The organism is Sphingomonas oleivorans (genome assembly GCF_003050615.1).
In the GTDB taxonomy this organism is placed as follows: Bacteria; Pseudomonadota; Alphaproteobacteria; order Sphingomonadales; family Sphingomonadaceae; genus Sphingomonas_H; species Sphingomonas_H oleivorans.
In genome coordinates this window covers 931,691-954,821 of sequence record NZ_NWBU01000004.1, presented here as the reverse complement: position 1 = coordinate 954,821, position 23,131 = coordinate 931,691, and the positions used below count along the sequence as shown (strand labels likewise).

Below are 23,131 nucleotides of genomic sequence, written 5' to 3'. Positions count from 1 at the left end.
TCCGCCCGTCGCGCGGCCACGAAAATGACGGTAAAGGAATGTCGATGCTGCTTGCCGCGATCCTTTCCGTCGTCGCCATGACGCTGATCGTCGGTCTGCGCTATCTGATCGTCAGCGGCGCCTTCGCATTCGCCACGGGCCGCCGCCATCCCGGCCTCTATGCGGGGCGGCGTGCGCAGATAGCGCGGGAGATCGGCTGGTCGCTCGCCTCCGCCGCCATTTACGGCATCCCCGCCGGCATCGTCGCCTGGGGCTGGCGCGAGCATGGCTGGACGCGCATCTATGAGGATGCAGGCGCGATGCCGCTCTGGTGGTGGCCGGTCTCGATCCTGCTCTATCTCCTCGCCCATGATACATGGTTCTACTGGACGCATCGGGCGATGCATGCGCCGCGCCTGTTCCGCATCGCCCATGCCGTGCATCATGCCAGCCGCCCACCCACTGCCTGGGCGGCGATGAGCTTCCATCCCTGGGAAGCGATTACGGGCGCGCTGCTGATCCCCGCGCTCGTCTTCCTGATCCCGATCCATGTCGCCGCGCTGGGCGTCGTGCTCGCCATCATGACGATCATGGGCGTGACCAATCATATGGGCTGGGAGATGTTTCCGGCGTGGCTGGTGCATGGCCCCATGGGGCGCTGGTTGATCACCGCCAGCCATCATCAGCGGCACCATCGCGATTACAGGTGCAATTATGGCCTTTATTTCCGCTTCTGGGACAGGCTTTGCGGCACGGACAAGGGGCTGGGCAGCTTCGCGCCGCATGTCCCTCGCGCTGCTCGCGCTCATGCTGCTGCCGGGGGCGAGCCCGGGCACGCAGCTTGATGTCGGTATCGCGGCGCTCCGCTCGCAAAAGGGCGCGCTGCTTGTCTGTCTCACCCGCGATCCGGCGCATTTTCCGGACTGTAAGAACGATCCCGCCGCGCGCCACCTGACGGTGGCCGCTGCATCGCCCGTCATCCGCTTCTCCGACCTGCCGTCGGGCGACTATGCGCTGTCGCTGATTCATGACGAGAATGGCAATGGCCGGCTCGATATGTTCGCCGGAATCCCGCGCGAGGGGATCGGCTTCTCGCGCAATCCGCGCCTGCTGTTCGGCCCGCCGCGCTTTTCCGCCGTGCGTTTCCATGTCGAAGGCGGTCTGATCACGCAGGATATCCGGATCCGATATTTCCTTTGACGTAAGGCAGGGGCGGGCCCCGATTCGTCACACCCCACCGATTCCGCCTTTCGCCCAGATCGTGACGCCTGTAAGCTGGGCTTATTCCCCGGGGGGCCGCGCGTGCGGCTGAGAGGCGGCAGATCGGCCGCGACCCGTTGAACCTGATCCGGCTGACACCGGCGGAGGGAGGGAGCGGCACAGCAGAAGCCCGCAATCCCTCCATCGGCAACGGCCCTCGATGGAGAGCAGAATATGGCCGATATCCCCGCGCGCACCGAGATGAAGGTGACCACCGGCCCGATCCGGGGCAGCCGCAAGATCCATGTCGAAGGGCCGGGCGGCATCCGCGTCGCGATGCGCGAAATCGATCTCGAGCCTTCCTCCGGCGAGCCGCCGCTGCGCGTCTATGATTGCTCGGGGCCCTATACCGACCCCAAGGCGCATATCGACATCATGGCCGGCCTGCCCGAGCTTCGCCGCGACTGGATCCGCGGCCGCGGCGATGTCGAGGAATATGATGCCCGCATCGTGAAGCCCGAGGATAATGGCATGAAGGGGCCGGATCGTTCGGGCGGCGTGCAGCCCTTCCCGAACGTCCGCAAGCGCCCGCTGCGTGCCAAGCCCGGCGCGAATGTCAGCCAGATGCATTATGCCAAGAAGGGCATCATCACGCCCGAGATGGAATATGTCGCGATCCGGGAAAATCTCGGCCGCGCGCGGCTGAAGGAAGCGCTTGCTCGCGACGGGCAGGATTTCGGCGCCGCGATTCCGGACTATGTCACGCCCGAATTCGTTCGTGACGAAGTCGCGCGCGGCCGGGCGATCATCCCCAATAACATCAACCATCCCGAAAGCGAGCCGATGGCGATCGGCCGCAACTTCCTCGTCAAGATCAACGCCAATATCGGCAATTCGGCGGTCGCCTCGGACGTGGCGAGCGAGGTCGAGAAGATGGTGTGGGCGACGCGCTGGGGCGCGGATACGGTGATGGACCTTTCCACCGGCCGCAACATCCATGACACACGCGAATGGATCATCCGCAACTCGGCCGTGCCGATCGGCACCGTTCCCATCTATCAGGCGCTCGAAAAGGTGGGCGGCATTGCCGAGGACCTGACCTGGGAAATCTTCCGCGACACGCTGATCGAGCAGGCTGAACAGGGCGTGGATTATTTCACCATCCATGCCGGCGTGCGGCTCGCCTATATTCCGATGACGGCCAAGCGCGTGACAGGCATCGTCAGCCGTGGCGGCTCGATCATGGCCAAATGGTGTCTCTCGCACCATAAGGAGAGCTTCCTCTACGAGCATTTCGAGGAAATCTGCGAGATCATGAAGGCCTATGACATCGCCTTCTCGCTGGGCGACGGTCTCCGCCCCGGATCGATCGCGGACGCGAATGACGAGGCGCAGTTCAGCGAGCTGGCGACGCTCGGCGAGCTGACGCAGATCGCATGGAAACATGATGTGCAGGTGATGATCGAAGGCCCCGGCCATGTGCCGATGCACAAGATCAAGGCCAATATGGACAAGCAGCTCGAGGCCTGCGGCGAGGCGCCTTTCTATACGCTCGGGCCGCTCACCACCGATATCGCGCCGGGCTATGACCATATCACCTCGGCGATCGGCGCCGCGATGATCGGCTGGTTCGGCACGGCGATGCTCTGCTACGTCACGCCCAAGGAGCATCTTGGCCTGCCGGATCGCGACGACGTCAAGGTCGGCGTCGTCACCTATAAGCTCGCCGCCCATGCCGCCGATCTCGCCAAGGGCCATCCTGCCGCCAAGCTGCGCGACGATGCGCTGAGTCGTGCCCGCTTCGAATTCCGCTGGCGCGACCAGTTCAACCTGTCGCTCGATCCCGACACGGCCGAGCAATATCATGATCAGACGCTGCCGGCCGAAGGCGCCAAGACCGCGCATTTCTGCTCGATGTGCGGCCCCAAATTCTGCTCGATGAAGATCACGCAGGAAGTGCGCGACTTCGCCGCCAAGGGCATGGCGGACATGAGCGAGACCTTCAAGGAGAAGGGCGGGGAGATCTATCTGCCGGCGGCAGAGTAGCTTTCCGTCATTCCGGCGCAGGCCGGAATCTCTGTCTCTCTCCACAGCGACTGCCGTTCGTGGAGAGAGACAGGGGGCCCCTCCTTCGCGGGGACGATGATTTAACTGGTTTGCTCAGACGATTTCGATCAGATCGCCCGGGCCCAGTTGCGAGACGAGTGCCAGCAGTTCGGCTTTGGGAATCGCGACGCAACCCTCCGTCGGTTGTTCCTCGATCGAGCAATGGAGAAAGATTGCGCTGCCGAGGCCGGGTACGGGCGGCGCGTCATTATGGCCGAGGATGACGATCAGGTCGTAGAGCGCATCCTCGCGCGCGAGCCTTTCCGCTGAAAAGCCATGGGGATGGCGCACGGGGCGGTTATAGGCGGGATCTGCCGGATCGTCCGACCAGCCATCATCCTCGCGCACCCAGCGCCAGGGCAGGCGCATGGCGGGCGACGGGGCCGATCGGCCGGGACGGAACAGCACCGTGCGGATCGGCCAGCGCCCCAACGGCGTGCAGCCGTCGCCCTCGCGCTTTGCGTCCGCCGGGCAGGAGCCGGATCGGCCGATGGTGCAGGATATGGCGCGGCCGAAGGCGTGGAGCGTGCGTGCGGCGCTATCGACCCGGATCGCCGTCACAGCATATGGCCCGTGCGGTCGCGCTTGGTATCGAGATAGGCGGCATTATGCGGATTGGCGTCGATCCGGTGCGGAACGCGCTCGATTACGCCGATGCCGGCCGCTTCCAGCCCCGCCACCTTCTGCGGATTGTTGGTGAGCAGGCGCACCCTGTCCTGGCCGAGCAAGGTCAGCATCCGCGCCGCCACGCCGAAATCGCGTGCATCGATCGCGAAGCCCAGGCGGAGATTGGCATCGACCGTGTCGAAGCCCTGATCCTGCAGCGCATAGGCGCGCAGCTTGTTGATCAGGCCGATGCCGCGCCCTTCCTGGCGGAGATAGAGGAGAATGCCCCAGCCGGCATCTTCCATCGCGTGGAGCGCGGCATGAAGCTGCGGCCCGCAATCGCATTTGAGCGAGCCGAGCACGTCGCCCGTCAGGCATTCGCTATGGAGGCGCACGAGCGGCGGGCGCCCGTCCGGTTCGCCGATCAGCAATGCTACATGTTCCGCCGCGTCGATCCCGCCCCGGAAGGCGACGATCTCCGCATTCTCCGCCGCCGCGACCGGCAGCCGCGCGCGCGAGGCGATGACGAGCCGGGCAGGGCTGTCATGCTCGGCGATCGCGGCAGTGCAGAGTTCGACCGCGATATCGTCGGCATCCTCCGCCACGAAGAAAGCGGGGAGCAGCCCGGCGAGGCGGGCAAGGCGCAGCGCGGCGGAGGCCGCTTCCGGTGCCGTTACGGGAAGCGCGCGATAGGGGCCCTTGAGCGGCGTCGCGAGGTCGAGCGACGGGTCGGCGAGCGCGATCGCGCCATCGAGATCGAGCCAGGGCGCGCGCTCCACCATCGCCGGCATTCCGGGGATCGCCGCGTCGCGCTGATTGGCGAGCTTCAGCGTCGCCGCGCGCGCGGAGGAGAGCAGGATCCTGGCCTCCGCGCGGGGATCGAAGGCGGCGAGGCGGTCCTGGTCCGCCGTCTCGATCGCGAGCAGCACCAGCCGGCCGTCCGCGCCCGAAATGGCGATCGGCCAGCCGCGACGCAGCGCATCGATGGCGCGTGCGGAATCGCGTGGATCGCTCACACCTCGAACTCGGTGACGAGCGGCACATGGTCCGAAGGCTTGAGCCAGCCGCGGCAGGGCTCGTGCACCTTGTGCGCGGTGGCGAGCTTCGCCACTTCGGGGCTCGCCCACATATGGTCGAGCCGCCGGCCGCGATCGGACGCCGCCCAATCCTGCGCGCGATAGCTCCACCAGGTGTAGAGCCGCTCGGGCGGCGGCACGAATTTGCGGCCGAGATCCACCCAATCATGCGCCGCCTTGAGCCCGGCCAGCGCCTCCACCTCGATCGGCGTATGGCTGACGACGTTGAGCAGCTGCTTGTGGCTCCACACGTCGCATTCGAGCGGCGCGATGTTGAAATCGCCCACCAGCAGCGTCGGCTGGCTGATCTGCTCGGCCCAGCGCGTCATCCGCTCGATGAAGGCCAGCTTCTGGCCGAATTTGGGATTGAGCTCCGCATCGGGAATGTCGCCGCCGGCGGGCACATAGACATTCTCCAGCCGGATACCGCAATCGAGCTGCACGCCGACATGGCGCGCCTCGCCATTATCCTGCCAGTCGAAGCGCCACTGGCTCTCCGCATCCTCGCGGATGGGAATGCGGCTGATGATCGCCACGCCATGATGCATGCGCTGGCCGTGCAATATCTGATGCGTGTAGCCGAGCTGGTGGAAGATGCCGCCCGGGAAGATGTCGTTCACCACCTTCGTTTCCTGAAGGCAGAGTATGTCGGGCTGCTCCTCGCGCAGGAAACGCTCGACGATGTCGATGCGGGCGCGGACGGAGTTGATGTTCCAGGAAGCGATCTTGAGCGCGGTCATGGCAGGCGATGTAGCGTTGCCGCGCGCCGAGCGCCAGAAGCGGCGAAGGGCGATTTCGCGGAGGCAGGGCCGGAAAAGGAAAGGCCCTCGCTCCGGGGGCATGGAGCGAGGGCCGACCTAGCGTTCGTCACGCAGGCGGGACGCGAATCCATGTCAGGCAACAGGGGGGAAATCCTGACAGGGATCATGCGACCGCTGATGTCCTTCTAGGCGAGTCTACCTGTCGCCATGATGAATGACCTCGTTCAACGTGCCGGGCCCTTCGCCCGTGGATCGTTCCAGCGGAACGTCTTGTCGGAAACGGGCACGTTGAAGCGCTGGTTCGAGAGGCGGACCATGGAGCGGTTTCCCTGCGCGTCGAGCACCGACCAACCCTGGAGCAGCAGGCCCGCGGGCGCGCTCGCGGATTTGGCGAAGGCGATGGTGATGGTGCCGAATTCGGGATGCTTGGGATCGCGTCCCTCGAGCAGCAGCAGGTTCGGATCGCCGCTCGGCACTAGCTTGGCATAGCGCGACAGGTCGCGCGAGGGATCGAGCAGCACCGACAGCGGCGAATTGCCGATCGGCCAGCGCGAGACCTGGCGCACCTGATAATCGATCATGGTGAGCGCTTTGCCGTCGCCGACGATGAGCAGCGGCACGCCTTTCTGATATTGGAAGCGGATACGGCCCGGCCGCTTGAGTGTCAGGGCGCCGGTAAGCGTCTTTCCGTTGCGGTCGGTCTGCGCGAAATCGGCGGTCATCGTATTCACGCCGCGCAGATGCTGCGAGATTTGCTGCAGCGAGCTCGTCTGGGCCGGGGCGGGCGCGGAGGCGACCACGACCGGCGCCGCCAGGAGGGCGGCCATCAGGAAACGCTGCATTCGGAAACTCCGTTTGGATTCATCATGCCGCCGGACATGGCGGAGCCGGCTTTAATCGCCACTGAACCTGCCGGATATGGCTTCTCAGATATGGTTCGCCAGCTCGCCCGGTTCGATCAGCACCTCGCGCCGGCCGACATGATCGGGCTGGGAGATGATCCCCTCCTTCTCCATCCGCTCGATCAGGCGCGCGGCGCTGTTATAGCCGATGCGCAACTGCCGCTGGAGCCAGCTGGTCGAGGCCTTGCGATTCTCGACGACGAGCTGGATCGCGCGGCGATAGGTCTGCGTCTCGGGATCGTCCGGGCCCGAAGGTGCGCCTTCGAGGACATAGCCGCCATCCTCCGGCTCTTCGGTGACGGCGGAAATATAATCGGGCGTGCCTTGGCCGCGCCAATGCTCCGCGACAGCGCGAACTTCCTCGTCCGAGACGAAGGGGCCGTGGACGCGGGCGATCTGCTTGCCGCCAGGCATGTAGAGCATGTCGCCCTTGCCCAGAAGCTGCTCGGCGCCTTGCTCGCCCAGGATGGTACGCGAATCGATCTTGGACGTGACCTGGAAGCTGATCCGCGTCGGCAGATTCGCCTTGATGACGCCGGTGATGACGTCGACCGAGGGGCGCTGCGTCGCCATGATCAGGTGGATGCCCGCCGCGCGCGCCTTCTGGGCGAGCCGCTGGATCAGGAATTCCACTTCCTTGCCCGCGGTCATCATGAGGTCGGCCAGCTCGTCGACGATCACGACGATCTGCGGCAGCACCTCATATTCCAGCTTCTCCTCTTCATAGAGCGGCTGGCCGGTCTCGGCATCATAGCCGGTCTGGACGCGGCGGCCGAGCGGCTGGCCCTTGGCCTTGGCGGCGCGGACCTTCTCGTTGAAGGAGGCGAGGCCGCGCACGCCGACCGAGGCCATCATGCGATAGCGCTCCTCCATCGTCTCCACCGCCCATTTGAGCGCGCGGATCGCCTTTTGCGGCTCGGTGACGACGGGCGAGAGGAGGTGGGGGATGTCGTCATAGATGCTGAGCTCGAGCATCTTGGGATCGATCATGATCATGCGGCACTCGTCGGGCGTCAGCCGGTAGAGCAGCGACAGGATCATGCAGTTGAGGCCCACCGACTTGCCCGATCCGGTGGTGCCCGCGACGAGCAGATGGGGCATGGGCGCGAGATCGGCGATCACCGGATCGCCCGCGATATTCTTGCCCAGGATCAGCGGCAGGCCGGTCTGGTCCTCGAAGCTCCCGCTCGCGACGAGTTCCGACAGCATCACCGATTCGCGGCGCTGATTGGGCAGCTCGATGCCGATCACGCTGCGCCCCGGAATCGTCGCGACGCGCGCGGAGAGGGCGGACATGTTGCGCGCAATATCATCGGCGAGCGCGATCACGCGACTCGCCTTGATGCCGGCGGCCGGCTCCAGCTCATACATTGTGACGACCGGGCCGGGGCGGACCTCGGTGATGCGGCCCTTCACATGGAAATCGTCGAGCACCGATTCGAGCAACCGCGCATTGCGTTCGAGCGCGGCCTTGTCGATCGTCTTGTCGGTGGCGGCCGGCGGCGCGCTCAGCAGGTCCAGCGTCGGCAGCGTATAGGTGTCGCGCAGGTCGAGCTTGGCCTGTCGCTCGCGCTGGCCACGTGCACCGGTCGGCTGTTGCGGCGCGGGTTCGGCGATCACCGGGCGGGGGGCTTCCTCCTCGATCGGCGGGGCCACGGCGCGCGGGCGCTTCACGCGCTCCGGGGCGGGCTCGGGCAGGAAATCAGCCTCATCCTCCTCGTCTTCGGCGGCGGACGCGGCACGGCGGCGGAAGACGCTGCGCTCCTCCGCATCGAGGCCGAGCGACCAGAAGCCGAGCCCCAGGCCGGCGATCACGAACAGCAGCATCAGCGCGACGCGGATGCCCGCCGGCCAGCCGGGTGCGCTGATCTGAGCGAGCGCAAGATCGACCAGGCCTGCACCGACCAGCCCGATCGCGCCTCCCAGCCCGGCAGGAAGCGGCGCGATCGATCCGCCGCGAAACAGCGCGAAGCCGATGTCGAGCAGCAGGATCGCGCCGAGCGAGAGGGGAAGCGCGCGCCGCCAGCGGCCGGGTTCCGCGCCGCGCCACAGGCGAAGCGCCACCACCACCACCGGCGGCAGCAGCAGCACGACCGGCAGGCCGAACAGGCTGAGCAGCAGATCGGCGAGCCAGGCGCCGGGGCTGCCCATGATATTGAGCGCGGGGCCGCCGGCCGCCGTGTTCAGCGCGGGATCGGTGCCATGGTAGCTCGCCAGCGCGAAACCGACGAGCAGCACGAGGCCCAACAGCGCCACGCCCGCCATCATCGTGCCGCCGCGCCGGCCGATCCGACGCGCGGTATCCCGCCAAGCGGGCCCTTCGGGTGCGATGCTCGCCATTTGCCTTAGTCCCCCATTCGGGCGGGCGCCTGCCCTGTCCTCGAAATGTTCCGGGAGGCAGAATGCCCCCGAGCGCGGGAAGCGGTCAAGCGAAGCGCGACAAACCGAGCGGCATGGCTATCGCCAGCTTATTGGCACCCGATCAATGGCGGAAATGACGCATCCCCGTGAAGACCATTGCCAGGCCCGCCTCATCGGCGGCGGCGATCACCTCCGCATCGCGGATCGATCCGCCGGGCTGGATCACCGCGGTGGCGCCCGCCTCGACGGCGGCCAGCAGCCCGTCCGCGAAGGGGAAGAAGGCATCCGAGGCGACTGCCGAGCCGATCGTGCGGGGCTGATCCCAGCCGGCCTTCTCCGCGGCATCCTTCGCCTTCCATGCGGCAATGCGCGCCGATTCGAGACGATTCATCTGGCCCGCGCCGATGCCGGCGGTGGCGCCGCCCTTGGCATAGACGATGGCGTTGGACTTCACATGCTTGGCGACCGTCCAGGCGAAGCGGCAGTCGGCCAGCTCCTGCTCGGTCGGCGCGCGCTTGGTGACGACCTGGAGCGCATCGGCCGCGACCTGGCCATTGTCGCGCGACTGGACGAGGACGCCGCCGGCGATCGTCTTGAAGGTGAGGCCTGGCCGGGCCGGATCGGGCAGCTCGCCCGTCAGCAGCAGGCGCAGATTCTTCTTCCGGGCGAAGACGGCGCGGGCCTCCTCGTCCGCGCCCGGCGCGGCGACGACCTCGGTGAAGATGCCCGAGATCGCTTCTGCCGTCTTGCCGTCGAGCGGGCGGTTGACCGCGATGATCCCGCCAAAGGCCGAGACGCTGTCGCAGGCGAGCGCCGCCTCATAGGCCTCGATCAGCGTCTCCCCCGTCGCCACGCCGCACGGATTGGCATGTTTGACGATCACCACGGTCGGCGGGCCGTCGCGGAACTCGCTGACCAGCTCGAGCGCGGCATCGGCGTCATTATAATTATTGTAGCTGAGCTCCTTGCCCTGCACCTGCTCCGCCTGGGCGATACCGCGCGCAGACGGGCCGGTCGGCAGATAGAGCGCAGCCGACTGATGCGGATTCTCGCCATAGCGCAGCCCCGCCGCCTTGCGCAGAGGGACCGACAGCGAGTCCGGAAACGCCTCGCTTTGGTCGGCGAAGGCGAACCAGGAGGCGATGGCGGCATCATAAGCCGCGGTGGCGGCGAAGGCCTTGGCGGCGAGGCGGCGACGCAGCGCCAGAGTGGACTTGCCGCCATTGGCGTCCAGTTCCTCGATCAGCGCCGGATAGTCCGCCGGATCGGTCGCGATCGCGACATAGGCATGGTTCTTGGCGGCAGAGCGGACCATCGACGGGCCGCCAATGTCGATATTCTCGATCACCTCGTCACGGCCCGCGCCGCGCGCGACTGTCTGGGCGAAGGGATAGAGATTCACGACCACCAGATCGATCGCGCCAATGTCATGCTCCGCCATCGCGGCGGCATGCTCGGGATCGTCACGCACCGCGAGCAGGCCGCCATGGACCTTGGGGTGGAGCGTCTTGACCCGGCCGTCCATCATCTCCGGAAAGCCGGTGAGGTCCGATACGTCCTTCACCGCAAGCCCGGCGTCGCGCAGCGTCTTCGCCGTGCCGCCGGTCGAGACCAGCTCGACGCCATGGCGGGCGAGCGCCTGGCCCAGCGTGACGAGGCCGCTCTTGTCGGACACCGACAGGAGGGCGCGGGCGATCTTCACTTCGGTCATGATGAATATCCTGTGGGGTTGGGGTCAGGCCGCGCGTCGCAGCAGCCAGTTGATGGTGGTGCCGCCGGCGACGGCTTCGCCCGAAATGACGAGCTGGCTGGTGGGATGCGGCCGGCCGGTGGCGTCGATCCATACGCTGTCCTCGATGGCGAGCGTGCCGCCCCGGCAGCGGAATTGCCAGAAGGCGCCATGCGCGAGGCGGAGCAGCGCTCCGAGCCCGTCCTGCGTCTCGGAAATGGCGATTCCGGGGGCGAGATGGAAGCGCACCGCGAAGCCGGTGCTCGGCTTGCGGCGGCGGCCGGCGGGCAGTAGCAGGTCCTCGCCCGCCAGTTCCCGGCCGTCTGCGGAAAGCGTCAACGTCCGCCGATGAAGGAAGCCGTAGCGGCGGACATAGCCATCATGCGCCGCCTCGATCCGGCTGGCGGATTCCAGCTCCTTGCGGTCGAGCTCCACCTGGGCGACGCCACGGCCGAGCGATCCGTCGGGATGGATCGCGGTGGAATTGCTGTCGGCGACGATCAGCGTGGAATGGGCGGCGGTGGTCCGCAGCGCGGCGGCGAATTCGGGCGGCAGTCCCGCACCCGCCGGCGTGCCGCAATTGACGATCAGCCGGTGGGGCCCGTCCGACAGCTCGAAGGCGAGCGTGGAAGCGCAGCCGCCGGTAGCGAGACGCGTGACGGGCGGGGGCGCGGCGTCGAGCACCAGCCGGGTCTGGCCGCGGCTCAGGCTCTGATAGCCCCAGTCGCGTGCCTGCCGGAGCGGTCTGGCGCGAATCCCGGAGGCCGCGACTGCGGCCTCGATGCGCGCGCCCGGCACGGGGCCGCTGCCCTGCCAGCTCGACAGGCTGCCATCGCCGAGCGCGACGCCGAGCAGCGCCGGGACGGCGGTGGCGAGCGCGCGGGCGAGCACATCGGGCAGATCTCGGCCGGCCATGTCATAGACCGCCCTGAGCTGGGCGAGCAGCTCGATCAATTCGAGTTGGCCGAGAGGGGAGCGATTGGCGAGCCCGCCATCCTCGTAGAGCGACAGAGCGAGCGCGCGGGCGATCCCTTCCTCCGCCATGGCGAGGCGCATGTCGCCATTCGGGATCAGCAGCCCCGCCGCGATCGTGCCCGCCCAGGCGGCGATGCGCGGCAGGCCCTGCGGTGCCTTGTCCGCCGAACGATCGAGATGGCGTGCGCCGCGGGCGAGCGCGTTGAGCACGGCCGAGCGATAGACCAGGTCGCCGGACGAGAGGATCAGCGGGGCATGCGCCGTCCAGAAAAGGATGCGGCGGCCCCACAGGTCAGGCCGCCATGCCGCCTCGGTGACCTGCCGGGCATGGGCGCTGAGCCATTTGCGCATCACCGCCTCGGCGACCGGCGCGCCTTCCTTGTAGCTGGCGGCCGCGGCGAGATCGCGCAGCCAGGCGAAGCTCTGGAGATGATCGGCGAGGGCAGGGGAGAGGGTGGTGCCGCTCAGGTCGAGCGTCGTGATATCGAGCGCTTCGCCCCGATGGACGATCTGGCCGGCGAGAATCTGGCGCCCGATCTGCTCGTCACCGGGAATCGGATCCTTCGGCACGCCGAGCAGCTTCAGCGGATGGCGTCCGCGCAGGCGCAATGCGTGGAAGGGCGTGCGCCAGGCGAAACGGTGGAAACGCTGGGCCAGCCTTTCCGTCAGCGAAAGGCCCTTGTCGCCCTCCAGCCGGATCAGGCGCTTGCCCGGCTCGATCCCGTCGGCGGGCTCGTTAGGCCCCGCCGCGTTCATGCGCCCGCGCGCAGCCCGGCGATATTGGCGGCATAGGCCGAAGGGCCGCCGCGGAAGGTGGCCGTGCCGGCGACGAGCACGTCGGCGCCCGCGTCGATCGCCTGGCGGCAGGTGGCGGCGTCGATGCCGCCATCCACTTCCAGGTCGATGGGCTTGCCGAGCTTGTCGATCCGATTGCGGATCGCCTCGATCTTGCGGAGCTGGCTGGAGATGAAGCTCTGTCCGCCGAAGCCGGGATTGACGCTCATCACCAGGACGAGGTCGATCTCCTCCAGCACATAGTCGAGCGTCTTGGCGGGGGTGGCGGGATTGAGCGACACACCGGCCTTCTTGCCCAGCGCCTTGATCCGCTGGATCGTGCGATGGAGGTGGGGGCCCGCTTCGGGATGAACGGTGATGATATCCGCGCCGGCCTCCGCAAAGGCATCGAGATAGGGATCGATCGGCGAGATCATCAGATGGACGTCGAAGGGCTTGGCCGTGTGCGGGCGCAGCGCCTTTACCACCGCCGGGCCGATCGTGATGTTGGGCACGAAATGGCCATCCATCACGTCGACATGGATCCAGTCCGCGCCGGCCGCGTCGATCGCGCGGATTTCCTCGCCGAGCTTCGCGAAATCGGCGGAGAGGATGGACGGGGCGATGCGGATGGGCTGGCTCATGTCGAGGGGCACTTACCGTCCCGAATCGACGGGGGCAAGAAAGTCAGGCGCTGCGGCGGAACCGAGCGATGAAGAAGCCGTCCGCGCCGCCCTGGTCCGCCAGCATGCCGGGCAGGATGCGGACCCGGCCGGCCTTGTCGGGGAGGATGCCGGCGGGAAGCTCCTCCGGAGCGACTGGATCGGGGATGAAGGCGGAATGGGAGGCGGCGAAGGCGTCGGCGACGGGCTCGCCTTCCTGCGGCTCGAGCGAGCAGACGGCATAGACCAGCGTGCCGCCCGGTTTCACCCAGTCGGCGGCGCGGGCGAGCATGGCGCGCTGGCGGGCGGCGATATCGGCGATCGCCTTGTCGCGGACACGGTGGAGGACGTCGGGGTGGCGGCGAAAGATGCCGGTGGCGGAGCAGGGCGCGTCGAGCAGCACGGCATCGGCCGGCGCATCGGCGGCGAAGGTGAGGGCATCGCCGACGAGGGTGCGGGCGGAAAGGCCGGTGCGGTTCAGATTCTCGTTCAGGCGTGCGAGGCGGTTTTCGGAGAGGTCGAGGGCGATCACCTGCCAGCCGGCGGCGGCGAGCTGGAGCGTCTTGCCGCCCGGCGCGGCGCAGAGATCGAGGACGGTTCGTTTCGATCCGGTTCCGAGCAGGCGCGCGGGCAGCGAAGCGGAAATGTCCTGCACCCACCATGCGCCTTCCGCGAAGCCGGGCAGATCGGCGACGCGCGAACGGGCGGGGAGGCGGACATGGCCGGGGGTAAAGCTGATCCCGCCCAGACGGTCGGCCCAGAGCGCGGTCTGCGACGGATCGGCGAGGCTGAGATCGAGCGGGGGGGGAGCGGCGATTGCGACGCGCGCGGCATCGACCATCTGCCGGCCCCAGGCTTGGCGCCAGCGTTTCGACACGGCGGCAGGCAGGCGGGGCGGATCGGAAAGCTTCGCATCCCCGCGCATCAGCGCGCCGAACACGCCATGGACGAGCTTGCGCGGACCGCCATCGACCAGCGGCAGCACGGTGGAGATGGCGGCATGGGCGGGCGTTTCGAGCGCAAGTGCCTGAACGAGCGCGATGCGCAGCGCGAAGCGCGCCTTGGCGTCATGCGGCAGCGGTTTCGCCGTGGCGCCGTCGATCAGCGCATCGAGATCGGCAAGGCGGCGCAGCACCTCGGCGGCGATGGCATGGGCGAAGGCGCGGTCATCCGCGCGATCGAGCCCGGATGCGGCGGCGTCGAGCGCGGAATCGAGCGGCAGGCCACGACGCAGCACGGCATCGAGCAGCTTCATGGCGGCACGGCGCGTGGCCGTGCCGGCGGGATCGGGGATATGGTCGGTCAAGCCGGCGCCTGTAACAGCCTTTGTCGCTCCAGCGAAGACCGGGCTTGAAGGTCAGTCCCGCCGGAGCGGATCGAGCGCGCTCGCGCGGCGGCGGGAGGGCGGCACCGAGGCGGCGGCGGGATGCAGCGCGCTGCGCCGGGCGCCGGCCGAAACCGTTGCTGCCACGCCGGTGGGCCTTATGCCCATTTCGGCGGCGATCTGGTACAGTGCGGCGATGCGGTTGCCGGTGTCGGGATGGGTGGAGAACATATTATCGCGCCCCGAGCTCGGCACGATATAGAGCTCGGCCGCGGCGGGATTGCGCTGCACCACCGGATTGGGGATGCGCGCGGCTCCTTCCGCCAGCTTGGCGAGCGCGGAGGCGAGCGCCTGCGGCTTGCCCGAAATCTCCGCCCCGCCGCGATCCGCGCCATATTCGCGATTCCGGCTGATCGCCATCTGCACGATCATCGCGGCGAAGGGCGCGAGGATGACGGCGGCGAGCGTGGCGAGCATGTTCTGCGGCCGTTCGCCATCGCCCTGATTGAAGAACAGGCCGAAATTGGCGAGCATCGAGATGGCGCCCGCGATCGTCGCCGTCATCGTCATGATCAGCGTGTCGCGATTGCGGACATGGGCGAGCTCATGCGCCATCACGCCCGCAATCTCGTCCCGATCGAGGATGGCGAGCAAGCCCGTGGTGGCGGCGACCGCGGCATTTTCAGGGTTGCGGCCGGTGGCGAAGGCATTGGGATGCGGCGAATCGATCACATAGACCTTGGGCAGCGGCAGGTTCGCGCGCGCCGCGAGATCATGCACCAAGCCAACGAATTCCGGACAATTTTCGCGATTGACCTCGCGCGCGCCATGCATGCGCAGGACGATCTTGTCGGCGTTCCAGAAGGTGAACAGATTCATGCCGCCAGCGACCAGAAGCGCGATGATGGCACCGCCCGAACCGCCGATCGTATATCCCAGGCCCATGAACAGCGCGGTCATCGCCGCGAGCAGCATGGTCGTCTTGAAACCGTTCATATTGGCTATTGACCCTCCAATCCCAATGTGGGGGATAGAGCGATATTGTTCAATCGGCCGCAATTTCCCGGAATGATGTGACATGTCCAAGCGCCCGCCCCATGTGAAGCCGCCGGCCCATCTTTCGCCCAATACACCCGTGCCCGAGCCCGAACCGATGGTGCGCGATCCGGACGAGCCCGCCTTTGCCGGGCGCGAGGGGCTCGATCCGGTGCGCTATGGCGACTGGGAGAGCAAGGGAATCGCGATCGATTTCTAAGGCGACTTTCACTTGTCCGCGCGCTCAGGCTGAGCGCCGTCAGGTGGAAAATGCCTCAGGGCTCGGCCCTGTCTGTGTGTGGGGGCGACGGTGGGTCAGAGCCCCTCATTCTTGAGCGGGCGGGCGAGGAGGGCGTCGATCAGCGTATCGACCTTGATGTCGCCTTTCAGGAGCGCGCAGACGGCATCGACGATCGGCATTTCGACGCCTACGTCGCGCGCGGCTTCGGCAAGGACGGGGGCGGTGAAGGCGCCTTCGGCGACGGTGCGGCGATCGGCGAGCAGATCGGCGGCTGCGCGGCCCTCGCCAAGCCCCTTGCCGAGCGAGAAGTTGCGCGAGTTGGTCGACGAGCAGGTGAGCACCAGATCACCGAGGCCCGACAGGCCGGCGAGCGTTTCGACCCGCGCGCCGCGGGCGAGGCCGAAGCGGCTCATTTCCGCGAAGCCGCGGCTGATAAGCGCGGCGCGGGCATTCTGGCCGAGGCCGGCGCCCTCCACGACCCCGCAGGCGATCGCCAGCACATTCTTGACCGCGCCGCCGATTTCCGCACCGATCACGTCGGTGGAAAGATAGGGGCGGAAGCCGGGGCGGGCGAGCCGGTCGGCGAGGCTGCGGCCGAGCGCCTCATCCTCGCAAGCGAGCGTGATCGCGGTCGGCAGGCCGGCCGCCACTTCATGCGCGAAAGTGGGGCCCGACAGGACGGCGATAGGCGCGTCCGGCGCGGCTTCGGCGGCGACTTCGGACATCAGCATGCGCGTGCCGGCCTCTATCCCCTTGGCGCAGAGGATGATCGGCCTGGCTCCGACCGGCACCTCGGCGAGCACGGAGCGCAGAAATTGCGCGGGCGTGACGAGGAGGAGCGCATCGCGATCAGCGAGTGCGGCCAGATCCGAAGTGGCGCGGATCGCGCTCGACAGGCGGATGCCGGGCAGGAAGGCGGCATTGACCCGTGCCTCGTTGATCGAGGCGGAAACCTCCGGCTCGCGCGCCCAGATGAGCACGTCGCGGTCGCGGGTAGCGGCGACCTGAGCAAGCGCGGTGCCCCAGGCGCCCGCGCCGATTACGCCGATTTTCATGCCTTCACCCCCGCGCCGCGCGCCTTTTCGGCACTGGGATCGAGCGGCCAGCGCGCGCGCGCGGGCACGTCGAGCGGATCGATGAGTCCGGCGGCGAAGCGTTCGGCGCCGGCCCAGGCGATCATCGCGCCATTGTCGGTGCAGAGCCACAAAGGCGGCGCAGCGAAGGGCAGATCATGGGCATAAGCGAGCGATTCGAGCGCGGCGCGGACCGCCTTGTTGGCGGCGACCCCGCCGGCCACGACCAAAGCGGTCGCGCCATGCGCCTGGCCGAGCGCCCGGCGGGTGCGATCGACAAGGCAATCGACCACCGCCTGCTGGAAGGAGGCGGCGATATCCTCCGGCCGATGGAGCCCGGCATCGCGCGCGCGGAGCACGGCGCTTTTGAGGCCGGCGAAGGAGAAATGCGGCTCCGCCGTGCCGAGCAGCGGGCGGGGGAGGGGGACGGCGGCGGGATCGCCCATGAGCGCCGCGCGTTCCACCGCCGGGCCGCCGGGAAAGCCGAGGCCGAGCAGCTTGGCGGTCTTGTCGAACGCCTCGCCCGCGGCATCGTCGATGGTGGTGGCGAGACGGCGGTAGCGGCCGACGCCTTCGACGAACAGGAGCTGGCAATGGCCGCCCGAGACGAGCAGCAGCAGATAGGGGAAAGCGAGATCCGGATCGGCGAGGCGCGGCGACAGCGCATGGCCCTCCAGATGATTGACCGCGACGAGCGGCTTGTTCGTGGCGAGCGCCAGCGCCTTGGCGGTGACGAGGCCGACCATCACGCCGCCGATCAGTCCGGGGCCGGCGGTGGCGGCGATCGCGTCCACATCGTCGAGGCTCTTGCCGGCATCGGCGAGCGCGGCTTCGATCAGCGGCGTCAGCGCCTCGACATGCGCGCGCGCGGCGATTTCGGGCACGACGCCGCCATAGGGCGCATGCGCCGATTCCTGGCCGGCGAGGCGGTGGGACAAGATGGTGCGGTCTGAGGCCACGAGCGCGGCGGCGGTTTCGTCGCAGCTCGATTCGAGGCCGAGGATGAGGCTCATGGGCCTTCCCTGCCACCTTGGGTGTCATTAGAGCAACCGCGATGCAATTTCCTCTCCGTCTCGGCAGCCGCGGATCGCCGCTCGCACTCACCCAGGCCAATATGGTGGCAGGCGCGCTCCGTGCCGCGCATGGCTGGGGGCCGGAAGCGATCCGGATCGTGCCGATCAAGACCAGCGGCGACCGCATTCAGGACCGTCCGCTCGCCGAAGTGGGCGGCAAGGCGCTCTGGACCAAGGAGCTCGACCGGGCGCTGTTCGAGGAGGAGATCGACTTCGCGGTCCATTCAATGAAGGATGTGGAGACGATCCGCCCGGCCGAGATCGTCATCGCGGCGATGCTGCCGAGAGCGGATGTGCGCGACCGGCTGATCGGCGCGGAAAGCCTCGACGCGCTTCCGGCCGGCGCGCGGGTGGGGACATCCTCGCCGCGGCGGAGCGCGCAGATATTGCGCGCGCGGCCGGACGTTTCGATCGTGCTGTTCCGGGGCAATGTCGATACGCGGCTGCGGCGGCTGGCCGGGGGCGAGGCGGAGGCGACCTTGCTTGCGGCGGCGGGGCTCGACCGGCTGGGGCGAAGCGATATCGGCCATGCCGTGCCCGTCGAGACGATGCTGCCCGCCCCGGCACAGGGTGCGGTGGGGATCGAGACGTTGGCAGCACGCGAAGATGTGCGCGCGGCGCTGGCGGCGATCGACGATGCGTGTACGAGCGCCTGCGTGCGTGCCGAGCGGGCGCTGCTGGCGGCGCTGGGGGCGGATTGCCGCGCGCCGGTGGCGGCGCTGGCGCTGCGCGAGGGCGACATGATCCGGCTCCGGGCGGAAATATTGCGCGAGGATGGGCGGAGCTTCGAGGCGGGCGAGGCGCGTTTCGCGGTCGATGCGCTCGAGGCGGCGGCAGAACTGGCGCGCGACCTGCTGGCGCGGGCGGAGCCGGATTTGCGCGCCCATTTCAGACGATGAGGCGGCGGCTGCTCCTGCTGCGGCCGGAGCCGGGCGCATCGGCGACCGCGGAACGGGCGGGGCAGGCGGGCTGGAAAGTGATCCGCGCGCCATTGTTCCATGTGGAACCTCTTGGCTGGGACGCGGTCGATCCGGCCGAGCATGATGCGGTGATGATGACGAGCGCCAATGCCGCGCGCCATGGCGGTACGGGACTGGAGAGATTGGTCGGGCTTCCACTCTATGCGGTGGGTGCGGTGACGGCCAAGGCGGCGCAGGCGGCGGGGTTCGCCGATGTCCGGACAGGGGAGGCGGACGGGGCTGCGTTGATCGCCCGGGCGGCGCGCGACGGGATCGGGCGGCTGCTCCATCTGGCGGGTGAGGATCATCGGTCGCTTGCCGCCGAGGGGGTGCGGATCGCGCGGCGGATCGTCTATCGGGCGCGGGCAGTGGAGCGGTTGCCGGCGGAGGCGCATGTCGAGCATGTGGTGGCGCTGCTCCATTCGCCGCGCGCGGCGGCGCTGTTCGGTGCGCTGGTCGATCAGGCGGGGATAAAGCGGGGCGGGATTGCCGTCGCCGCAATCAGCCCGGCGGCAAGCGAGGCGGCGGGCATGGGCTGGGCCGGGATCGTGGCGGCGGAAAGGCCGACCGACGCGGCGCTGCTGGCGGCGGCGGCGCGGCTGTGCGATCAGGGGCCGATTTCTGGGGAATGGTGATGGAAGGCGATAGGGACTGGACGCGCGCGACGGAACGACCGGCCAAACGGCGCCGGCCGCTGCTGACCGTGCTGATGATCGCGCTTCTGGCTTTTGCCGGCGGGCTGGCGGCGGCGGTCTATGCGCTGACCAACTGGGACGAGGCGGCCTCGCTGGTCGCGCTCGAGAAGAAGGGCAGCGCGCCTCCGCCTGCCCCACGCCCTGTTGAAACCGCGCCGATGACGGCGGTCGCGCCTGTGCCGCAAGTTCAGCCCACAGCGCCGGAGCTGGAGGCGCGGATCGGACGGATCGAGGAGCAGCTTCAGCAGATCGATATCCGGGCGAGCGCGGCTTCGGGCAATGCCGACCGGGCCGAGGGGCTGCTGCTCGCCTTTGCCGCGCGGCGCGCGCTCGATCGCGGCGTGCCGCTCGGCTATATGGAAGGGCTGCTGCGCGAACGGTTTGGCGGGACGGAGCCGCAGGCGGTCGCCGCGGTGATCGCCGCGGCGCGCCAGCCGGTGACGCTGGAGGAGCTGCAGACCGGACTGGAGCGGATCGCGCCGAAGCTTGCCGTCGCGCCGGCCGAGGAAGGCTGGTGGGCCGGATTCCGGCGCGAACTGGGGCAGCTGATCGTGGTGCGCAGGAGCGAGGTGCCCTCCGCCGTTCCCGCCGATCGGCTGGCGCGGGCGCGGCGCCAGCTCGAGGGCGGGCATGTCGATCTGGCGCTGGCGGAGGTAGCGCGGCTGCCCGGCCATGCCATCGCAGCCGACTGGATCGCGATGGCCCGGCGCTATTCGGGCGCGCGCAACGCGCTCGATCGGATCGAGACGGCGGCGCTGCTCCAGCCGCATCCGGCGCCCGTTCCCGCAGCGCCGGCCGAGGACGCCGTGCCGGCGCCCGCTCCCGCTACGCCGGTCGAACCCAAGCCTGCGGATTCGACGACATTATAGCGTTCGCGCGCCGAAGAGCGCGGTGCCGATGCGGACATGCGTCGCGCCGATCATCACCGCCGTCTCATAATCGGCGGACATGCCCATGCTCAGCCCGGCCAGGCCGTGACGGCGGGCGAGCTTGGCGGTGAGCGCGAAATAGGGCGCGGCTTCCGTATCGGCGGGCGGCACGCACATCAGCCCGGTAAGCGGCAGGCCGGCGGCCTGGGCGAAATCGATCAGCGCCGGCAGATCGGTGATGGCGCAGCCGCCCTTTTGGGGCTCTTCCCCGATATTGACCTGGAGGAAGCAGGCCGGGCGGCGGCCGCTCCGTTCCATCGCCTTCGCCAGTGCCTCCACCAGCGAGGGGCGATCGACCGAATGAATCGCGTCGAACAGCGCGACGGCTGCGTCCGCCTTATTCGACTGGAGCTGGCCGACGAGGTGGAGGCGGAGATCCGGCGTCGCCTCGCGCAGCGCGGGCCATTTGGATTGCGCCTCCTGCACGCGATTCTCGCCGAAGCTGCGATGGCCGGCGGCGATCAGCGGCGCAATCTCGTCCGCCGTGCGAGTCTTGGAGATGGCGAGCAGCTCGATCGTTTCGGGCGCGCGGCCGGCAAGGCCCGCGGCATGCGCGATGGCGGCACGGGTTTCGGCCAGCAGGTCGGCGGCGGAGAGGGCATGTGCAGGCATGGCGGCGTGCTATAGGCGGAGGCGTGACGACCCGCCAGCCTCGATCCCTGCCGCGAATCTGGCTGATGACCGACGAACGGCTGGGTGACGGGCTGTGGCAGGCGCTCGCCCGGCTGCCGCGCGGGAGCGGCGTCGTCTTTCGCCATCATGCGACCCCGGCGGGAGAAAGGCGGCGGTTGTTTGACGCGATACGACGGATGAGCCGGGCAAGGGGGCTGCTGCTGCTGCTCGCTGGGCCGCCGGCGCTGGCTGCGGCCTGGGGTGCGGACGGGACGCATGGCCGATATGGCGCGCGGCGGGCGGGACGACAGATACGCAGCGTGCCTGTGCATGACGGGCGAGAAATGACGGTGGCGCGGCGGATCGGGGCCGATCTTGTCTTCGTCTCGCCGCTTCATGCGACGCGGTCGCATCCCGGGGCGGCGCCCTTGGGGCGGTCGCGATTCGGGCTGTTGGCGCGGTATGCGCCCTGCCCGGTGGTGGCCTTGGGCGGGATGACGCGGCGGCGTGCGGGGGAGGCGCGGGCCCTGGGCGCTTATGGTTGGGCGGCGATTGATGGGTTGCGAGGCTAGGAGGCCTTGGACCCACTGAATCGCCGCGCTCAGGGCGAGCCTAGTCAGGGAAAAGCCGCGCTGGGCGGCAGTTTTGATGGAGAGAGACATATAGGGCCCTGCCTTCGCAGGGGGCAGCGATTCGGAGAATTACGAGCCGATCAGAAGCGGAAGGCGGTGCCGATATAGACGGCCTGGCTGTCGCGCCGATTGTCGACGACGGGCTCGAGCCGGTCGCGCTGGAGGCGGTAGCGGACGCCGCCGGTGACGTCGATATTGCGGGTGAGCGAATAGGAGCCGCCGAGACCGAGCGAATAGCTTTCGTCGTCGCCGATCAGGCGCGGGCGATCGCCGGTCGTGCGATCGGCGCCGATTTCGAGCCGGGTCGACCATTTCTTGCCGAGATAGGCCAGGCCGATATCCGCCGATTCGCGATTTTCGGGGAAGAGGCCGCCATCCACCTTGGCGATGTCGCCGGAAAGGGCGAAGCGCTTCCAGCCGACCGAGACGCCCAGATTATAGGCGGAGGGCATGATGCCCGGCGTGATCGAGGCGGTGCGCGCCGCCTCCGCCCGCGCATTGGTCCGCGCCCGGACGGCGACGGTGACGGCACGGCGGCTGCCCAGATTGCCCGAAGGCGTGAAGCGGAAAGCGCCGCTTGTGCCCGACAGGAGCCCGCCGCGCGACAGGGCCGAGGCACGGCGCGGATCGGCTGCGGAGGGCGTGAAAGCGCCGAATTCGGCGAGTGGCAGGATCTGCGATTCGGGCCGCGCCTTGCGGATCGGCTTGGTCGTCGTCGCCGTGACCGGGGCAAACGCAAGGAGGGAGAGCGCCGCTAAGGCACCCATCCATCCCATACCTCCCCGAATCGCGCTCATTCTGCTGACCATGTCCCCGTGAGCTTTGAGTTATCATGAACCCATGGCCTCGCGCCAGCATAGGGGGGCGAATCCCCTGGGCTGTTGCGCGGTGGATACAGGGCAGGCGGCACGGCTCTGGCGCTTGCGGGCGGGGCGGGAGCTTCTATAACGGCGCCTCCAGTTCCGTACGACCCCAAGGACAGCATGATGAACCGCCCGTTCCGCACCGCGTTTGGCCTGGCGCTCGCCACAACGCTCGCCGCCTGCGGTGGGGGCAAATCCCTGCCGACCGCCTCCGGCCTCGCGCCGTCCAAGGTGACGACGATCGGCGTCAACAGCTATTTGTGGCGCGCTGCGCTCGACACATTGTCCTTCATGCCCATGGCGCAGGTCGATTCGAACGGCGGCGTGCTGGTGACCGACTGGTATGCCAATCCGGCCGCGGCCGGCGAGCGGATGAAGGTCTCGGTCGCGATCCTGGACCAGGATCTGCGCGCCGATGCGCTGCGCGTCGCGGTTTCGCGCCAGATCAGCCAGGGCGGCCAGTGGGTCGATGCCCCGGTGCAGGCGGCGACGGTGCAGAAGCTGGAGGATATCATCCTTTCCAAGGCGCGCGACCTGCGCCGCACTGCGGTCGCCCGCTGATCG

General features: G+C 68.4%; 23 protein-coding genes and 1 riboswitch. Of the genes, 9 read left to right on the top strand and 14 right to left on the bottom strand.

All coding sequences use genetic code 11. The annotated features are described in order from the left end of the window. Positions 1-44 precede the first annotated feature (44 nt). The 3 genes from CLG96_RS04785 (at position 45) to thiC (ending at position 3,225) form a co-directional block, all read left to right on the top strand. Positions 45-824, top strand: coding sequence for a sterol desaturase family protein (locus CLG96_RS04785; RefSeq protein WP_107966850.1), 780 nt, complete (start codon positions 45-47; stop codon positions 822-824). Beyond that, complete coding sequence (locus CLG96_RS04780) at positions 763-1,179, top strand: DUF2141 domain-containing protein (RefSeq protein WP_107966641.1); 417 nt, start codon at positions 763-765, stop codon at positions 1,177-1,179. Before CLG96_RS04785 ends, CLG96_RS04780 begins: the two co-directional genes overlap by 62 nt. 79 nt (positions 1,180-1,258) lie before the next feature. Further along, positions 1,259-1,366: riboswitch (TPP riboswitch) on the top strand. Between the two features lie 47 nt (positions 1,367-1,413). Beyond that, positions 1,414-3,225, top strand: coding sequence for a phosphomethylpyrimidine synthase ThiC (gene thiC / locus CLG96_RS04775; protein ID WP_107966640.1), 1,812 nt, complete (start codon positions 1,414-1,416; stop codon positions 3,223-3,225). Positions 3,226-3,339: 114 nt separating this feature from the next. Here thiC and CLG96_RS04770 read toward each other — a convergent pair whose 3' ends face one another. From CLG96_RS04770 to htpX, 10 genes are all read right to left on the bottom strand, one after another. Then, on the bottom strand, positions 3,340-3,846 hold the full coding sequence (locus CLG96_RS04770; RefSeq protein ID WP_107966639.1) for a L,D-transpeptidase family protein: 507 nt from the start codon (positions 3,844-3,846) through the stop codon (positions 3,340-3,342). Continuing rightward, positions 3,843-4,907, bottom strand: coding sequence for a GTP cyclohydrolase II (ribA, locus tag CLG96_RS04765; protein WP_107966638.1), 1,065 nt, complete (start codon positions 4,905-4,907; stop codon positions 3,843-3,845). The genes CLG96_RS04770 and ribA overlap by 4 nt, the downstream gene beginning before the upstream one ends. Beyond that, entirely contained in the window at positions 4,904-5,707 is an 804-nt protein-coding gene (locus CLG96_RS04760) for an exodeoxyribonuclease III (RefSeq protein ID WP_107966637.1), read from the bottom strand. The genes ribA and CLG96_RS04760 overlap by 4 nt, the downstream gene beginning before the upstream one ends. Positions 5,708-5,952: 245 nt before the next feature. Next, a complete protein-coding gene (locus tag CLG96_RS04755; RefSeq protein WP_107966636.1) occupies positions 5,953-6,570 on the bottom strand; it encodes a LolA family protein in 618 nt (205 codons plus the stop codon). An 84-nt stretch (positions 6,571-6,654) separates the two neighbouring features. Next, entirely contained in the window at positions 6,655-8,970 is a 2,316-nt protein-coding gene (locus tag CLG96_RS04750) for an FtsK/SpoIIIE family DNA translocase (RefSeq protein ID WP_107966635.1), read from the bottom strand. 142 nt (positions 8,971-9,112) lie between these two features. Next, positions 9,113-10,702: a bifunctional phosphoribosylaminoimidazolecarboxamide formyltransferase/IMP cyclohydrolase gene (gene purH, locus CLG96_RS04745; protein ID WP_107966634.1), complete on the bottom strand. Its 1,590-nt coding sequence runs from the start codon at positions 10,700-10,702 to the stop codon at positions 9,113-9,115. Positions 10,703-10,726: 24 nt separating this feature from the next. Further along, complete coding sequence (locus CLG96_RS04740; protein WP_107966633.1) at positions 10,727-12,451, bottom strand: heparinase II/III family protein; 1,725 nt, start codon at positions 12,449-12,451, stop codon at positions 10,727-10,729. Then, the gene (rpe, locus tag CLG96_RS04735; protein ID WP_107966632.1) at positions 12,448-13,113 is read right to left on the bottom strand and encodes a ribulose-phosphate 3-epimerase; all 666 of its coding nucleotides are present in this window, start codon (positions 13,111-13,113) and stop codon (positions 12,448-12,450) included. Before rpe ends, CLG96_RS04740 begins: the two co-directional genes overlap by 4 nt. A 43-nt stretch (positions 13,114-13,156) precedes the next feature. Beyond that, on the bottom strand, positions 13,157-14,437 hold the full coding sequence (locus tag CLG96_RS04730) for an RsmB/NOP family class I SAM-dependent RNA methyltransferase (RefSeq protein WP_107966631.1): 1,281 nt from the start codon (positions 14,435-14,437) through the stop codon (positions 13,157-13,159). 51 nt (positions 14,438-14,488) lie between these two features. Continuing rightward, on the bottom strand, positions 14,489-15,451 hold the full coding sequence (gene htpX, locus CLG96_RS04725; RefSeq protein ID WP_107966630.1) for a zinc metalloprotease HtpX: 963 nt from the start codon (positions 15,449-15,451) through the stop codon (positions 14,489-14,491). A gap of 82 nt (positions 15,452-15,533) precedes the next feature. Between htpX and CLG96_RS04720 the strand changes: the two genes are divergently transcribed. Further along, on the top strand, positions 15,534-15,710 hold the full coding sequence (locus CLG96_RS04720) for a DUF1674 domain-containing protein (protein ID WP_107966629.1): 177 nt from the start codon (positions 15,534-15,536) through the stop codon (positions 15,708-15,710). A 95-nt stretch (positions 15,711-15,805) separates the two neighbouring features. Here CLG96_RS04720 and CLG96_RS04715 read toward each other — a convergent pair whose 3' ends face one another. After that, positions 15,806-16,786 carry an NAD(P)H-dependent glycerol-3-phosphate dehydrogenase gene (locus CLG96_RS04715; RefSeq protein ID WP_107966628.1) on the bottom strand — a complete coding sequence of 327 codons (981 nt, stop codon included), beginning with the start codon at positions 16,784-16,786 and terminating at the stop codon, positions 15,806-15,808. Next, the gene (gene tsaD, locus CLG96_RS04710; protein WP_107966627.1) at positions 16,783-17,817 is read right to left on the bottom strand and encodes a tRNA (adenosine(37)-N6)-threonylcarbamoyltransferase complex transferase subunit TsaD; all 1,035 of its coding nucleotides are present in this window, start codon (positions 17,815-17,817) and stop codon (positions 16,783-16,785) included. Before tsaD ends, CLG96_RS04715 begins: the two co-directional genes overlap by 4 nt. Positions 17,818-17,858: 41 nt before the next feature. Between tsaD and hemC the strand changes: the two genes are divergently transcribed. Genes hemC through CLG96_RS04695 form a run of 3 tightly spaced genes read left to right on the top strand, consistent with a single transcriptional unit; the run spans position 17,859 to position 20,400 of the window. Then, positions 17,859-18,776 (top strand): hydroxymethylbilane synthase, encoded by a 918-nt coding sequence (gene hemC / locus CLG96_RS04705; RefSeq protein ID WP_107966626.1) that lies wholly within the window; start codon positions 17,859-17,861, stop codon positions 18,774-18,776. Beyond that, complete coding sequence (locus CLG96_RS04700; RefSeq protein ID WP_107966625.1) at positions 18,773-19,471, top strand: uroporphyrinogen-III synthase; 699 nt, start codon at positions 18,773-18,775, stop codon at positions 19,469-19,471. The genes hemC and CLG96_RS04700 overlap by 4 nt, the downstream gene beginning before the upstream one ends. Then, positions 19,471-20,400 (top strand): MICOS complex subunit MIC60, encoded by a 930-nt coding sequence (locus tag CLG96_RS04695; protein ID WP_207796559.1) that lies wholly within the window; start codon positions 19,471-19,473, stop codon positions 20,398-20,400. Before CLG96_RS04700 ends, CLG96_RS04695 begins: the two co-directional genes overlap by 1 nt. Here CLG96_RS04695 and CLG96_RS04690 read toward each other — a convergent pair. Then, on the bottom strand, positions 20,395-21,072 hold the full coding sequence (locus CLG96_RS04690; protein ID WP_107966624.1) for a YggS family pyridoxal phosphate-dependent enzyme: 678 nt from the start codon (positions 21,070-21,072) through the stop codon (positions 20,395-20,397). The two genes, CLG96_RS04695 and CLG96_RS04690, sit on opposite strands and share 6 nt — an antisense overlap. Positions 21,073-21,095: 23 nt before the next feature. Here CLG96_RS04690 and CLG96_RS04685 point away from each other — a divergent pair, with 23 nt between their 5' ends. Further along, positions 21,096-21,644 carry a thiamine phosphate synthase gene (locus CLG96_RS04685; RefSeq protein ID WP_243395608.1) on the top strand — a complete coding sequence of 183 codons (549 nt, stop codon included), beginning with the start codon at positions 21,096-21,098 and terminating at the stop codon, positions 21,642-21,644. 140 nt (positions 21,645-21,784) lie between these two features. Here CLG96_RS04685 and CLG96_RS04680 read toward each other — a convergent pair whose 3' ends face one another. After that, a complete protein-coding gene (locus CLG96_RS04680; protein WP_243395607.1) occupies positions 21,785-22,471 on the bottom strand; it encodes a porin in 687 nt (228 codons plus the stop codon). Between the two features lie 216 nt (positions 22,472-22,687). Here CLG96_RS04680 and CLG96_RS04675 point away from each other — a divergent pair, with 216 nt between their 5' ends. Continuing rightward, positions 22,688-23,128 carry a DUF3576 domain-containing protein gene (locus tag CLG96_RS04675; protein WP_107966621.1) on the top strand — a complete coding sequence of 147 codons (441 nt, stop codon included), beginning with the start codon at positions 22,688-22,690 and terminating at the stop codon, positions 23,126-23,128. The last annotated feature ends 3 nt before the right edge of the window (positions 23,129-23,131 follow it).

Bases quoted from the DNA above. Each gene is read 5' to 3' on its own strand.
- CLG96_RS04690 (WP_107966624.1), bottom strand. From the start codon at position 21,072: ATGCCTGCACATGCCCTCTCCGCCGCCGACCTGCTGGCCGAAACCCGT.
- hemC (WP_107966626.1), top strand. From the start codon at position 17,859: ATGCAATTTCCTCTCCGTCTCGGCAGCCGCGGATCGCCGCTCGCACTC.
- CLG96_RS04700 (WP_107966625.1), top strand. From the start codon at position 18,773: ATGAGGCGGCGGCTGCTCCTGCTGCGGCCGGAGCCGGGCGCATCGGCG.
- CLG96_RS04780 (WP_107966641.1), top strand. From the start codon at position 763: ATGTCCCTCGCGCTGCTCGCGCTCATGCTGCTGCCGGGGGCGAGCCCG.
- CLG96_RS04715 (WP_107966628.1), bottom strand. From the start codon at position 16,786: ATGAAAATCGGCGTAATCGGCGCGGGCGCCTGGGGCACCGCGCTTGCT.
- thiC (WP_107966640.1), top strand. From the start codon at position 1,414: ATGGCCGATATCCCCGCGCGCACCGAGATGAAGGTGACCACCGGCCCG.
- CLG96_RS04755 (WP_107966636.1), bottom strand. From the start codon at position 6,570: ATGCAGCGTTTCCTGATGGCCGCCCTCCTGGCGGCGCCGGTCGTGGTC.
- htpX (WP_107966630.1), bottom strand. From the start codon at position 15,451: ATGAACGGTTTCAAGACGACCATGCTGCTCGCGGCGATGACCGCGCTG.
- rpe (WP_107966632.1), bottom strand. From the start codon at position 13,113: ATGAGCCAGCCCATCCGCATCGCCCCGTCCATCCTCTCCGCCGATTTC.
- CLG96_RS04695 (WP_207796559.1), top strand. From the start codon at position 19,471: ATGGAAGGCGATAGGGACTGGACGCGCGCGACGGAACGACCGGCCAAA.
- CLG96_RS04740 (WP_107966633.1), bottom strand. From the start codon at position 12,451: ATGAACGCGGCGGGGCCTAACGAGCCCGCCGACGGGATCGAGCCGGGC.
- CLG96_RS04675 (WP_107966621.1), top strand. From the start codon at position 22,688: ATGATGAACCGCCCGTTCCGCACCGCGTTTGGCCTGGCGCTCGCCACA.
- CLG96_RS04720 (WP_107966629.1), top strand. From the start codon at position 15,534: ATGTCCAAGCGCCCGCCCCATGTGAAGCCGCCGGCCCATCTTTCGCCC.
- CLG96_RS04760 (WP_107966637.1), bottom strand. From the start codon at position 5,707: ATGACCGCGCTCAAGATCGCTTCCTGGAACATCAACTCCGTCCGCGCC.
- CLG96_RS04680 (WP_243395607.1), bottom strand. From the start codon at position 22,471: ATGGGTGCCTTAGCGGCGCTCTCCCTCCTTGCGTTTGCCCCGGTCACG.
- CLG96_RS04785 (WP_107966850.1), top strand. From the start codon at position 45: ATGCTGCTTGCCGCGATCCTTTCCGTCGTCGCCATGACGCTGATCGTC.
- tsaD (WP_107966627.1), bottom strand. From the start codon at position 17,817: ATGAGCCTCATCCTCGGCCTCGAATCGAGCTGCGACGAAACCGCCGCC.
- CLG96_RS04750 (WP_107966635.1), bottom strand. From the start codon at position 8,970: ATGGCGAGCATCGCACCCGAAGGGCCCGCTTGGCGGGATACCGCGCGT.
- purH (WP_107966634.1), bottom strand. From the start codon at position 10,702: ATGACCGAAGTGAAGATCGCCCGCGCCCTCCTGTCGGTGTCCGACAAG.